Annotated in this window: 15 protein-coding genes, 1 tRNA gene and 3 pseudogenes; 5 read left to right on the top strand and 14 right to left on the bottom strand. The window is 40.7% G+C overall.

Annotated elements, in window-relative coordinates:
• Positions 1 to 25: 25 nt before the first annotated feature.
• The 6 genes and pseudogenes from WIW52_RS04375 to WIW52_RS04350 form a co-directional block, all read right to left on the bottom strand.
• Positions 26 to 169, bottom strand: a pseudogene (locus tag WIW52_RS04375) (putative integrase); the annotation flags it as partial.
• Positions 170 to 271: 102 nt separating this feature from the next.
• A complete protein-coding gene (locus WIW52_RS04370; protein ID WP_337708847.1) occupies positions 272 to 592 on the bottom strand; it encodes a hypothetical protein in 321 nt (106 codons plus the stop codon).
• On the bottom strand, positions 576 to 2,510 hold the full coding sequence (locus WIW52_RS04365; protein ID WP_337708845.1) for a transcriptional regulator: 1,935 nt from the start codon (positions 2,508 to 2,510) through the stop codon (positions 576 to 578). The genes WIW52_RS04370 and WIW52_RS04365 overlap by 17 nt, the downstream gene beginning before the upstream one ends.
• Positions 2,491 to 2,865, bottom strand: a complete 375-nt coding sequence (locus WIW52_RS04360; protein ID WP_337708843.1) for a hypothetical protein — start codon at positions 2,863 to 2,865, stop codon at positions 2,491 to 2,493. The genes WIW52_RS04365 and WIW52_RS04360 overlap by 20 nt, the downstream gene beginning before the upstream one ends.
• 47 nt (positions 2,866 to 2,912) lie before the next feature.
• A complete protein-coding gene (locus tag WIW52_RS04355) occupies positions 2,913 to 3,065 on the bottom strand; it encodes a CopG family transcriptional regulator (protein ID WP_337708743.1) in 153 nt (50 codons plus the stop codon).
• Positions 3,066 to 3,145: 80 nt separating this feature from the next.
• Positions 3,146 to 3,397 (bottom strand): cysteinyl-tRNA synthetase, encoded by a 252-nt coding sequence (locus WIW52_RS04350; RefSeq protein ID WP_337708842.1) that lies wholly within the window; start codon positions 3,395 to 3,397, stop codon positions 3,146 to 3,148.
• 187 nt (positions 3,398 to 3,584) lie between these two features.
• Between WIW52_RS04350 and WIW52_RS04345 the strand changes: the two genes are divergently transcribed.
• Positions 3,585 to 3,755, top strand: a complete 171-nt coding sequence (locus WIW52_RS04345; RefSeq protein ID WP_337708841.1) for an AbrB/MazE/SpoVT family DNA-binding domain-containing protein — start codon at positions 3,585 to 3,587, stop codon at positions 3,753 to 3,755.
• A gap of 321 nt (positions 3,756 to 4,076) precedes the next feature.
• On the opposite strand, the gene WIW52_RS04340 is transcribed toward WIW52_RS04345, so the two are convergent.
• A complete protein-coding gene (locus tag WIW52_RS04340; RefSeq protein WP_443295540.1) occupies positions 4,077 to 4,832 on the bottom strand; it encodes an integrase in 756 nt (251 codons plus the stop codon).
• A gap of 66 nt (positions 4,833 to 4,898) precedes the next feature.
• Positions 4,899 to 5,051: pseudogene (locus tag WIW52_RS04335) on the bottom strand (putative integrase); the annotation flags it as partial.
• A 552-nt stretch (positions 5,052 to 5,603) separates the two neighbouring features.
• Between WIW52_RS04335 and WIW52_RS04330 the strand changes: the two are divergent.
• Entirely contained in the window at positions 5,604 to 5,843 is a 240-nt protein-coding gene (locus WIW52_RS04330; protein WP_337708838.1) for a MarR family transcriptional regulator, read from the top strand.
• 12 nt (positions 5,844 to 5,855) lie between these two features.
• Positions 5,856 to 6,320, top strand: coding sequence for a type II toxin-antitoxin system death-on-curing family toxin (locus WIW52_RS04325; RefSeq protein WP_337708836.1), 465 nt, complete (start codon positions 5,856 to 5,858; stop codon positions 6,318 to 6,320).
• Here WIW52_RS04325 and WIW52_RS04320 read toward each other — a convergent pair.
• Together WIW52_RS04320 and WIW52_RS04315 are read right to left on the bottom strand one after the other, a co-directional pair.
• Positions 6,307 to 6,522 carry a hypothetical protein gene (locus WIW52_RS04320; protein ID WP_337708834.1) on the bottom strand — a complete coding sequence of 72 codons (216 nt, stop codon included), beginning with the start codon at positions 6,520 to 6,522 and terminating at the stop codon, positions 6,307 to 6,309. The genes WIW52_RS04325 and WIW52_RS04320 overlap by 14 nt on opposite strands.
• Positions 6,523 to 7,327: 805 nt before the next feature.
• Positions 7,328 to 7,555, bottom strand: coding sequence for a hypothetical protein (locus WIW52_RS04315; protein WP_009989931.1), 228 nt, complete (start codon positions 7,553 to 7,555; stop codon positions 7,328 to 7,330).
• Positions 7,556 to 8,174: 619 nt separating this feature from the next.
• Between WIW52_RS04315 and WIW52_RS04310 the strand changes: the two genes are divergently transcribed.
• Positions 8,175 to 8,265 (top strand) — tRNA-Glu (locus WIW52_RS04310).
• A gap of 33 nt (positions 8,266 to 8,298) precedes the next feature.
• Here the strand turns inward: WIW52_RS04310 and WIW52_RS04305 are convergent.
• From WIW52_RS04305 to WIW52_RS04290, 4 genes and pseudogenes are all read right to left on the bottom strand, one after another.
• Positions 8,299 to 8,370 (bottom strand): annotated as a pseudogene (locus WIW52_RS04305) (putative integrase); the annotation flags it as partial.
• A gap of 360 nt (positions 8,371 to 8,730) precedes the next feature.
• The gene (locus WIW52_RS04300) at positions 8,731 to 9,987 is read right to left on the bottom strand and encodes a 2'-5' RNA ligase family protein (protein WP_337708820.1); all 1,257 of its coding nucleotides are present in this window, start codon (positions 9,985 to 9,987) and stop codon (positions 8,731 to 8,733) included.
• 73 nt (positions 9,988 to 10,060) lie between these two features.
• On the bottom strand, positions 10,061 to 11,038 hold the full coding sequence (locus WIW52_RS04295) for an ADP-ribosylglycohydrolase family protein (protein ID WP_337708818.1): 978 nt from the start codon (positions 11,036 to 11,038) through the stop codon (positions 10,061 to 10,063).
• 300 nt (positions 11,039 to 11,338) lie between these two features.
• Positions 11,339 to 11,599: a TIGR00304 family membrane protein gene (locus tag WIW52_RS04290; RefSeq protein WP_337708817.1), complete on the bottom strand. Its 261-nt coding sequence runs from the start codon at positions 11,597 to 11,599 to the stop codon at positions 11,339 to 11,341.
• 127 nt (positions 11,600 to 11,726) lie between these two features.
• On the opposite strand from WIW52_RS04290, the gene WIW52_RS04285 reads away from it, so the two are divergent.
• Complete coding sequence (locus WIW52_RS04285; protein ID WP_337708815.1) at positions 11,727 to 12,659, top strand: transcription initiation factor IIB; 933 nt, start codon at positions 11,727 to 11,729, stop codon at positions 12,657 to 12,659.
• The last annotated feature ends 38 nt before the right edge of the window (positions 12,660 to 12,697 follow it).

Below are 12,697 nucleotides of genomic sequence, written 5' to 3'. Positions count from 1 at the left end.
GAATATCCCCCACTCCCCCTAATGCTATGTAAGTTTCTATTATCTTATCTAAAGGTGCGACGTAACGGTGCCTTTGCTTACCGCCTTCGTCCTTCTCTATGGAGTAAACATAATACTTTCCTTTAATCTCTTTTACATAGAATTTAGAATTGACGTAGAAATTAGACATTCTAAGAATGTTAAATAACGCGGGTTTAAATACTTATTCTAATAGAACGATTAGTGTGGAGTTTGAAGGAGACGATAAAGATCCCTCATTTATGCGAAAAATTCAAAGCGACTTGAGGAATTCTTCGCTGACTAAAAACTCACGTCCATGGCGACGAATCAGGTAGTAAACGCCTGGCAAATATTTCTTATTATTATATATGAAATACCCGTCTCCTTTCGTTACTTTTACACCGTTCGCCTTTAGTTCGCCGTAATTCGTTAGCCATACCCAACCGACGATCTCATAATCGTCGTCGTCCTTAATCATACGTATCACCGGCGGGTCGACGGTCCTATCGACATAACATTTCGCCTTTCGGAGACATTCGCGTTGTTCAGGGTCGTCAGGGTCATAACGTTCGCCGTCACTTAGCGGTGACATATTCGACGCCGTTGATGACGTTGAACGTGACTAGGTCCTTTTGCTTTAACTTCTCGATCACGTCTTCGCCAAACCAACCCGTCAAATCAGTTACGAGAGTCCAACCGTGGTCCTTTAGGTATCGATACGCCTCAATAACTCGGTTAGTTTCGCCGTCGCCTCTTTGCATTGTGTCTCCGTCATTCCCTGGCACGGCATCTCCTCTATCATTTCCGGCGTTAGCGTCATCACGAAATTTGCTATCGACGACACCGACAAGTTCGCCCTTATCGTTGCGGACTTCGACGACGTCCTTATCGATATTGTTGACTAACGCCTTAATCCTTCTTCCGAGAGCCGTTAGACTCCAGGTGAACGTTTTGCCGTCATCTTTCACTCCTTCGACTACGCCTTTCCGCTCTAAGTTCTTCAACAAGTTAAGAGCGTATTGTTTCGACACTTTCAACGCGTCTGAGACCTCTGACGACTTAAGACCTTTCTCATCAGGCAATACTTCAATTATCTCTACGTCTCTTTCCGTCAGTCCGAGACCGTTGTACAATAGGTCGAGTTGAAAGTTCTCCGCGACAAATTGCCAGTCCTCTAACGTTGCCTCAGTTCTTCCTCTCATTATTGCCGTAACGATTATTAAGTTACGGGCTACTTCTACAGTGCGGTTTAACGGCTCTCTCGTGTACTCCTTTAGTTTCTTCATAAACTCGATTACGGCTCTCGTAACGTCTTCCGGTATATTAGCGTGCGACGGTCTGGTCGATAACCACGCTTTGAATACCATAGCGTCGACGGGGCTAATCTCGACTTTCGTCCTTTGCATAATACTTTTCCATATCTTGTCCTCAGTCGACGAGTCTGTCTTAACGTAAACTTTCAACATACGGTTAAAGATTTGCTCTTTGTCGACGTCAATAGTGTCAACGACTGACGTAGTTATTACCGCGGGTTGTCCTTCGATACAACGTTGACGACTGACAAGACGCTCATTTCCGTTCTCGTCAGCCTCTCTTTCGGTAACCGTCGTGCATATCTTCTCTTCCGTCATTAATTCACGTAGGTAATTCATATTTTGCCTATCGATTTGTTCGATAAATAATACATGACCGTCAAACGTGTCGACGTTAAGATAGCCCAACGCGTTTTGTGTGATTCTGGTCGACGGAATAACGATATCTTCGGCGTACTTTAGTACGCTCTTCACGGTCGACGATTTACCGACACCACTGCCGCCGACTAACATTATGTGTATTCGAGACATGCCCATTACCCTTTCCATACGCGTTGACACTAACGACAAAAACGTCACCAATTTGAGTCGTTCATACCCTACGATTTCATTGGTCCTTTGCAATATCCAGGCTATAGGATCCTTTTCGATCTCGTTGAGGCGGTCAGGGTACTTTTGGCGTACGTAATCGATAAGCGGTTTCTCTTCTATTTCGCCGTACTCTCCTCTTAGTTCGGCTAGTTTCGCACTAATCGCCTTCTTTGGTACTTTATAGTCAGTTGCATACGCGACCTCAGCTATCGCGTCACGACAGTCGTCGACGCACTCTTTAACGACGTCACGGTACATTATTACGAACTTCAGCTTAGCTCTCCGTACGACCTTATCGCCCTCTATTACCTCTTCTTCGCCGGTACGATAGACGTCTATCTTGACTTTATGTCCGTCCTCACTCTCCACTTTTTCTCTCGTTATGAATTTCTCGTCTGTCTGAGATTTTTTGAAATCGTCAACTGAAACCCGGGGTGAATCCGGCGAAACCGGCGAAACCGGCGAATTTCCGCCGGAAACGCCGGGTTTTCCCCGGTTTTGAGTTGACGATTTCACTTTTTCGCTTTTCGTTGAGACTTTTTCAGTCTCGTCCGTCTTAGATTTTTTCTTAGGTCTGAAGAGGTCTTTACGCCTCACTATCACCATTTTCGTCACCCCCGTTATCGGTTATGACTAACATTTCGTTATCGTTATAGCCCAACACGACGACCTTCTTCCCCTTCAGTGCGTCTGCATCATCTTTGTCGATATTCAGCACGACGTAGTAATCGCTCAGTTCTTTCGCCGTATATCTACGCTTATCTTTTGACGAATAGTAAATCCCGTGAAGTGGTATTATCGGCACGCCGTACGAGTACTTGTTCTCACGCGGTTCGCCCGTTACTAGGAATACCGCCTTTTTCGACGAGAGATACACGTACTTTACCTTTTTCCGGTCGCCCTTTTCTGAGCGACCGTCATCTTTTTTACCCGAATTCGACTTAGATTTAAATAGCCCCATGCGTCTCACCCTGACCACGTGACGAAAACGGGAAAAAACGGATTAACTTATGAAGAGAGGAGTCCTAACTCCTTCGCCAAGTGCTTTACCGCTATTTTTACTGCATCTGATTCCGAGACGTCGTAGTATTCTGCTATCTTCCTTAATATCGCCTTATCCTCTTCCTTTAGTCTGATGTATGCAATCGCCTTACTCGACATTTTGCTATCACTCCAGGTAACGGTTTGAATAATGATAATATAAAACAAAACGTCAATAAAACTCTGTGTTACCAATTATTTCAAAAGCGTTGGTCATACCGCACCTTTAACAGTTTGCTAATCCTACTTTTATGATTCCTTAGTAGGATATCGATAATGTCGTCGAAGTACTCGTTAACTATGTCTTCCAGGTCAGCCCTATCGAATTCGACTTCGTCTACCGTGTACTCGTGGTCGGCGTTGTAGTCGTCGCATATAACGCTCTTTTCCCAGTCGTCGTAATAACACAACTCTTCCAGGTCACGATAATGTACGTGAACCGGTACTATCATAGTTCCCTCACCATCTTGTTCGCGTGGGAGGAGTTAGATAAAAAATACTTCCTTTAACTTGAACCCATTTATCCCCGAATTGAATTTGCGTGGACATATTCGTACGCCTAATTAAACAATAGACTACACGCATATTTAAACGTTTCGCCCGAAATATTTATATAAAGATTCGTAAGAACAGTTACCTATGAAACCAAGAGTTCACAGAGGCGGTAAGCCTGGACAAGAAACGTTTTATCTAAATATACCACGCGAAATCGTTACATCACTCGATATAAAACCAGATGATGAGTTTGAGCTTAAAGTAGAAACTAAGGACGGCGAAATAACGCTTTGTTATAGACGGGTGAAAAAATAAGTGTCATCTGTCCGATTTGCGGTAATCCGACGACGATAAAAGTTAGCTCTGATGAACTCGTTATATTCATTAAATATAATAGATGAAGATGAGAACACAGAATCAGGGCAATAAAGCTTATATACCCCTATTTAAGCAATAACGTCTTTTTCTGATGAAGAGAACGTTTTCTGAAAAACCATAAAGTTTATATACACATTATATAAGCTTTTCTATCAATTTTACAATTTTCGAAAGGTCCTCGGACTAAAATTTCAAAAAATAATAGCAGGACCTCTCAAAATTTCAAAAAGCGATAGTAGTAGGAGTAACCCTACCTCATTACTTCTCACTATATACAGTTGTATATAACCACTCCGCGTACTTCTTATAATGCTCTTTCGCGATTCCGAATAACGATACGTAGTGTTGAGTCAATACGCGGGTAGGCTTACGCCCCTGGATAAAATCGATAACGTCCAACGGTACGCCCAACTCCGCCATCTTCGTTGCGACGAATTTGCGGAAGTATTTAGGCGGTACTAAGCCCAATTTCTTTGTGTACTTGTCTACGTAAGACTTAGAGATCTTGACCCTCTGCAAAGGCGTTATGTGAAACGCGTAGAATGACCCTTTCTGACCCCTGACCCAATTAATTTCGTAAGCACATATACCGTTTTCACATCTATCACGTGTGCTATCGTAATCATTAAGTACCTTTAATGCCTCACTTTCCCTTATCCCGCTCTCTAAGAGTAAGCTATATAGTAAATATAAATTAGGATATTGTCTAGCCCTCTCTAACGTCTGCCTAATCTCGTCGAGTGAAGGGATACGTAGGTCTGCTTTAGTCTTCTTGACTTTCAAAGTTTCGGGCGGGTCTCTGTTCAACACGAGTTTGTAGAAATTACGCCATGCTTTGATGCAGTTATTCGAGTCTTTCTTATTCTGTTTGACGCACGAGATATATTGTTTTATCGTATCTTCGCTGATGTTCTTACTACGTAGAACAATTTCGAATTTGAGTAGGTCAGACGCGAAAATTTCAGAGTTTTTAGAAAGCGTTGCACTCGAGTCGATTATTCTAACTCCTTTCAATTCGTCGTAAATAGCATGGGGGGTCTTAGGGGGTGTCCCCCCTAATGCAGGCCTCTCAAGCCTGTGGCCCGGGTTCAAATCCCGGCCGCGGCACTTCATATCGTAATATTCCTTTATGATTTGTTCTAAAGAACCTATGTAATGGTCTCTTCTCTGACTGCCATCACCCTTCTCTATTGAGTAAACATAATACTTTCCCTTAACCTCACGAATCCTTATATCACCAAATGTGAAAACTTTATTACCGGTACCTTCAGCCTATTTATATTTATCACGTAGGGCTATTTAAGGAATGATAATTATCATATCATACGTGAGATTGAAAGAATCACGATAACAATCCCTTAGTTATGCAAAAAACTGAATTTTGTGGAAATACAACAGTAAGAAAATTCAATGAGTCTCATCTAAGGTTTTCTGACTAGCTCAAAGTCTCAAGAAGTATATGTAAAAATCGTTATTAGTAATACGCTGAACCATAACTAGGAATATTAACAGTACTTAATATAAGATGTGTAGAGTTCATTGGAGTTTTAAAATAATTCCTTAAATTTGCTTAGCATACTTTAGACTTATCTTATCAGCATGCTCACGTGCTAATTTCTTAATCTCACTAACTTGTTTAGTAACGCATTTTGTTGAAGCTGTTAGAGAACTAATGAAGTCATACATGGAGGATAAGGTGAGGTATTTAATTTTCATAGCAGTAACGGCATTACTTCTGATAAGATTAGGATTAAAAATGGAGTACTAACGGAAAAGCAAAAGAGGGTGTTATTAGCCCTATATGGAAATGATAAAGCAACACTAAGGAAGGTGATAGAACTTACAAAAAGTTCAACAGCTCCGGTAAATAATGCTGTTAAAAGCTTAAAGGAGTGGGGAGTAGTAGAAGAGATCGAGGAAACTAGAGGCTTTCCTAAAAGGAGGTATATTAAATTAACAGAAAAGGGTAAAAGGGTAGTTGAAAAGCTTAAAGAATTATATAGTTTAATAGAAGCCAGTAGTTAAGGTCGACTTTCTATGGAAAGAAAGTTAATGCAGATCTTAACAGGGCTACTGAACGAGTTTGAAGAGTGGAGGAGAGGAGAAAGTGATAAAGAACCTCTTATCATTGAGATACATGATAAGGTTGTTAGTAACGATCCTTACACGGAACAGGGAGTAATTAACTTAGGCGATGTGAGTATCGCAATATATTCTGCTATAGAAGACCTCATGCGTAGTAATGATATTAGCAGGAGTCTAGCAGTATTAACTTACCACTTAATAACTTCTCATCCTTTCGTTGACGGCAATAAGAGAACCACTTTAGGGTTGTTATTACATATTTTACATGAGTTATTTAATGATAAAATATCAATATTGCCAGATTTACTAGATTTACTTATAAAGACATTGACTGAGGTTGCTGACAACCCGCCAGAAGAAGACGAGCATGCAATAAACAAGATAAGAGGAATTATACAACGGATTATTGGACATTGAGATATTTATCCTCGTTTTCTTTTTCATTCTCATATTTCCTTACATAGAGGACTTTTCCGTGAATTTTCAGAACTCCAGTTCTGTCAAATTCAGCTAACGCGTCAAAGTATTCTCTATAGGTCTCGAAAATATAATCTACTCTGTTATGCATTCTCTCTAAAATCTTTTTCTGCTCATCGGTTAACTCATGCGTTATCACCATTTTGAATCCCCTATTAACTATACTGTTGAACTACTTATAATATATTCGTGCCATGTATACACGTACATATGCTATATTATAGGTCTTGTGATATGAAATATCATATAGAGCAAACATGGTTTCCACACAAATACCAAAAATCAGATTAAAGGTTAGATGTTTTTACGTATTTATCTGAAGGCATAATCGTTTCAGCGTATATACGATGAAAGTCCAGCCCTAACCCAGTACATTATACAATGCTAGCGCTAGACCCAGTCAGCCTAAAAATCACTAAGGCTTCCTGCGATTGTGAAAGGGTTTACTTTCAGAGGAAGGTGCTGTCATATCGAAACACTAAAGCAGTTAGCTAGTACTGAACTAAGGAATGAGATAGTGAAAGTAAGGCGGGAAATGATGCAAATAGAAGAAATCACTTCGCGGGGATGAACCACGCAAGTCCAGGGTGATAAGTTATTGGAGCTTTTGGAGGCTTTATACCATATCAACGATGCTATGAAGATTATGGAGGGCTATAATTCGGAAATTTTAAATAAGCTGGAGGAGCTAGGAATTCTCTAGTCCAGTACTTACATTATTTAGAGGTGAAGGACTATGAGTGAGGTACTGCAAACTCAAAGGAATATAGAAGAGTTAGTATAACTGCTGAGGGTATACTTCCAGCTAGATGAAGTGTTTAGCTTCGCTACTTTTGAACTCCAAGATGACGGGATAGTTGCGGAAATTTCTCAAGTTAAGGACAGAGTTAGAAAAATGATTGAGACGTTGATAAGCTGAATTTTTCTCAGTAAACTGGGGAGTTTTCCTATTTAACCTTCTTTTCCAACTCCTCGACCCTCCTCTTCAATTCTTGCAGTTCCTTAACTATTTCTTCTAAACTCGTTCTATTTCCTTCCTTTTCCTTCATATAACACTCAAAAGCGTCCTTCAGCACTTCATAAACGCTTACTTTCCTTTTCTCAGCCTCATCAACTATCCTCTTCCACAACTCTTCATCTGGGAAATATACTGATTTATAGCCGGGTCTGGGCATTTTACCTCAATATACTTTATTGTACTTCAATATAAAAACCTTATTGTACCGCAATGTGTTGAGCGTATTGTATTATGCTATAATGAAGTCTTTGTCAGATTAAATTGGGCTTCGGTTGCTAATAGTGAGAGTCCTAGACTTTGTATATGACGAACATTAATTTACATCTTGTTTTGGTCACTCATTAAACATACTGTTTGCAAGGTAAACACTCTACCGCTTATAACTGCTCTATCACAATATCCAATCTAGATAAAAACACAGCTATTTCTCTGAAACTAGTCATTGAACTACTGTTTTCCTATAAAACAGTTGTCTCGCTTATCAAGAATATTACGCATTCAGTTGTTTAAAATTTTTTAATAACCTAGTCGTACTACAATATATTTTTAGTTATTCTTACAATTCTATGGCGAAATTTTAGTGCTACTATGTGATCATATTCCAGTTGTTATGGATATACACACCTTCGATACTGCATATCAAATTAATTAGAAGATTTGGCAGTAAATTACGTATGGACGTAGATTATGTTGGTCACTTTTCGAATGACTTTTAAGATGAATGCTTATAAGGAGTTACGTAAATCTTATAAATATCTAGGGAGTAGTATATAAATGCCGCGGTAGTATAGCCCGGTCAAGCTCTACGCGCCGACAGTATGCAGGCCTTTCGAGCCTGTGACCCGGGTTCAAATCCCGGCCGCGGCACTGTGGGGGTTCCTCCCCACTCCCGATGTTAACGTATGTCTCAATTATCCTTTCTAAAGGTGCGACGTAATAATGCCTTTGCTTACCGCCTTCATCCTTCTCCATGGAGTAAACATAATACTTTCCTTTGATCTCTTTTATATAGAATTTAGAAGTGACGTAGAAACTAGGCATTCTAAGAATGTTAAGTAACGCGGGTTTAAATACTCATTCTAATAGAACGATCAGCGTGGGGTAGAAAGAAGACGGCAAAGATTCTGATTTGTGCGAAAAATTCATGGAGTTCGTGGAGTGGAAAGAAGGTGATAAAAATTCCCGACTTCTGCGAAAATTTATAAAAACGTGCTCGTCTCCGTTAAGTATCCTAATCGTCCTTGTTCAGTTACTACTTAGAAATTTGAAAATAATTAATAGCCTGTAAAAGGGTTTACATTCCCCTCTTTGAATTCACTGAAAATGAGGTGATCAAGGCATGAAAAGGTAAGAGTTACCGCTCTCCACTAACTCAATTATCCATCTGAGGTTGACGGGATAGAACTTAGTCAAGTCCACTCCAACGTTTATTTTCTTAGTTTGTCTATTCAAGAAAGGATACTCCTTAAGCTTGTTGTTATGGACGTGACCGTGAACGTTCCATTCAGCAACGTTCAACGGATAATGGGAAAGAACGAACTTACCTCTCTCGTAACTTATTTCTAAAGATTCCGGTCCTATACCCGGAGGGTCGTGATTACCTTGGATCAGTATCTTCTTCCCCTTAAGTCTCCTCAGGTAATTCTCAGGATTCGAGAAAGAGAAGTCGCCTAATACGAAAACCTTATCGTTGGGCGAAACCAATTCGTTCCATCTCTCTATTAGGAACTCATTCATCTCCATAACGTTTGTGAATGGGCGGGCCGAGTACTTGATGATGTTCGCGTGTCCGAAGTGGTGATCGGCTGTGAGCCAAACATTGTCCAGTTCTACCCTGCTCAAGCCGAGTTTGAGCATCCTCTTCCTATATTCGAAATACGTTGTCCTGAGTTCCTCTTTGGAAAGGGCTTCAGATCTACTCAAAATCTTGCTGGTTAAGGTGTCATATTCGTACCTTATTTTACCTTTGTGCAGTAAAGTTATCCTCATTGCGGTGCTCTTGAAGAAAAAATTGTTGAGCTTAGTTAACAGTTCCCTAGGCAGGACGTCTTCTGGGTTCTTATGGGAGCGGAAGGACAAGGCTGCGTGAAACCAGAGGTTATCATTATACTTCTCTACATCTGGCCTCTGAACTATCACTGCCTTCAAGACCTTGTATACCTCATCCCTGAAAGATTTGAGTTCCTCAGATGGGATTATCCTCAGGGCGATAATGTATCCCCTTCCTCCTTTCTTGACCTCCACCCCGTCGTAAAAGAAGTGAAATTGATCACCATCGTAATTCTTGCTAACGTCAGCCACAGCCCGAATTATCTTATAATCTTCAACCCTCGGCTTGAAGTTATACACTAATGTGATGTGCGGTACTCTGTGTAGCTGGAACTCAGGGTAAGACCTTAATTCTCTCATTAAGGATTTTAGTTTGTACTTCTCCAAGATCGGTCTTATTTCCAAGATATAGTTATACTCTCTCCTTGATGGTTTTCTAAGGACTTCACGGGATTTTGTCTCCCTTCCTAACCCCAAGAACGTTTTAAGAAAATCCAGCAATTCCCTCAACCTCAATGAGCCGTTAAAGATTAAATCCATTTCGTTCCATTTAGATTGGTCAGAAGCCTTAGTTATTTTATGACGTTCAAAGAACTAGTTACAGATGATAGACTCATGAAGTCAGGAATGCCCCAACGCAATTCAGTAACTGGAAGACTTCACCATCTTGACCGTGTTTAAGAAGCTTACCCGGTAACTGCCTTATCCATTCCTCCCTAGAGGCTTGCCTACCGTATAATGCCCCAAACACAGATGCAACAATTGATGCTATCGTATCGCTATCCTTAGTAAAATTAACCGCCTCTATAATTCCTCTCTGTGGATCGTTAAGATACCTCACAAATAAGAAGAGGACATTAGGAACAGTTTCCAGCAGGTAACCTCCAGAGCCTATAGTTTTCGAGAGTCCCTGGACACTTAGACCTCTATCCAGTGCATAGTATACCTGGTCTCTTATGAACTCGGAGGCTGGTCCCTCGTATCTAACCCTGGCTCTCTCCCTCGTCTTGTATTTCTTATCGCCTGTTAATTTGCTTATCACAAGGACGAACCTTTCGATTATCCATTTCGCATCTATACGTCCATTACTATTTATCACGTTCCAGAGCATATCAGCAAAGGCCACAGAGGAGGCTATAGCCAACGGTTCGTTATGTGTTATTAATGTGTCCAGTACAGCGTCAACCAGATAATTTTCTTCGGACTTCAAGTTCGGGATGATCACGGGCGATATTCTCATGAAGGCTCCGTTACTGGGCCTTTTCACCCCAGTCCTATACCAAGGTAATCCTCTCTTCCTGTAATTTTTTAGGAACTCCTTGACAGTTCTGCCCATTCCAGAGATACGATGTGACGCAAAAATCCTCGCTAACTCCCATGGAACTATCCTACCATGCTCCAATATCACCTTGACAGTATCGAAAGTTAGTTGTGTGTCATCTGATGGTAGGGCTCTTCTGTTTATATAGGAGGTGATCAGACCATACTTTTTCAATCTTTTCTCTGGACTCAGGTGTTCTACTGGATATCCTAGACTGTCGCCGATTGCGATTCCCAAGAGCATATGTATTACCTTACCAACTTCGACCACCTTAGGCTCTGGTCTTGAGTAAAGCTCTTTCCATTCTACTGCATTTACGAGACCTTCGTCAAAAAGTGCTCTGAGGATTTCAGTGTTTTAGCAAGAAAGGTACTTTAACTCGGGGCATATGGCTCTCGTTTTACTGCAGTTTGAGACATAAGGGTCATTAGGTTCACGTTCTCCTAACCCTTTGTTATCGAATGACACCAAATCACCCTCCTAGAACAACATAAACTTTTCTTCCATGGACTACCACAGTTTGTTAACCACTTCACAGTATTTAATGATAAAGATAAGGTAATAATCCCTTTACTGCTTAGTCTTCTTATTAAGTATTAGTGGAACTAAATAGAATAGCAAAGCTATTACCGTAAACCCTAAGGCGAAGGCTAATAGTGTAGGCATCATTGACGGGTTTCCTCCTCCGATCACTATCGGAAAAGGTCCGAGGAATATTACCCCCGCAAAACTTGTACTAGATGAAGAAACGTTACCCGGTATTATCGCACTAGCCGTTATTAATAGAACTCCAATAATTATTAAAGTCATTCCGATAATAAAAGCTTTCATATGATATATTATATTAGTTGATTTTTTAACGGATTCTCTGAACTTTTTAAGATCGAAAAGTTTATAAATGTTTCTATCCTTTAACATTAAAGGGTTTTTAAATTTTTGTGTAATTGGTGGTGGTTTAATGGTAGAAGAAAAGCAAGCTAATCTTCAACCTTCTTCCTCGATTTGTCCTCCTGACAAGATTATATTTGACGAGGAAAGGGGAGAGTACATCTGTACCGAAACTGGAGAGGTAATTGAAGAGAGGATAATTGATCAGGGTCCTGAATGGAGGGCTTTTACCCCAGAAGAAAAGGAGAAAAGAAGTAGGGTAGGAGGTCCTCTTAACCAAACGATACATGATATGGGTATATCTACCGTAATAGACTGGAAGGATAAAGACGCAATGGGTAGAAGCCTAGATCCTAAGAGAAGGTTAGAAGTCCTTAGATGGAGGAAGTGGCAGATAAGGGCTAGGATACAGTCATCTATAGACAGAAACCTAGCACAAGCTATGAATGAGCTTGAAAGGATCGGGAATTTACTTAATTTGTCTAAAGCAGTAAAGGATGAGGCTGCGTTAATCTATAGAAAAGCCGTAGAGAAGGGGCTTGTCAGAGGGAGGTCTATAGAGAGCGTTGTAGCCGCTTCAATTTACGCTGCGTGTAGAAGGATGAAAATGGCGAGGACCTTAGACGAGATAGCACAGTTCACTAAGGCGAATAGGAAAGAAGTTGCGAGGTGTTACAGACTGATTCTTAGGGAGTTAGATATAGACGTCCCGGTAAGTGACCCCAAGGATTATGTAACTAGGATAGGTAACTTATTAGGACTTAGCGGTGCTACAATGAGGACTGCTGCAGATATCATAGAAAAGGCGAAAAATATGGGGTTGACTGCAGGTAAAGACCCTGCTGGTCTTGCTGCCGCTGCTATATATATTGCTGCTTTATTAAACGACGAGAGGAGGACGCAAAAGGAGATAGCACAAGTAGCCGGGGTTACGGAGGTAACGGTTAGGAATAGGTATAAGGAGCTCACCCAAGAATTAAAGATACAGATCCCGAGTCAGTAAAGGTTCATCTAATCTCTTTTCTTCTTTTTCTTCCCTTT

Origin of the sequence: Stygiolobus sp. RP850M, assembly GCF_037389295.1 — an archaeon.
GTDB lineage: Archaea > Thermoproteota > Thermoprotei_A > Sulfolobales > Sulfolobaceae > Stygiolobus.
This window is presented reverse-complemented; position numbering and strand designations above follow the sequence as displayed.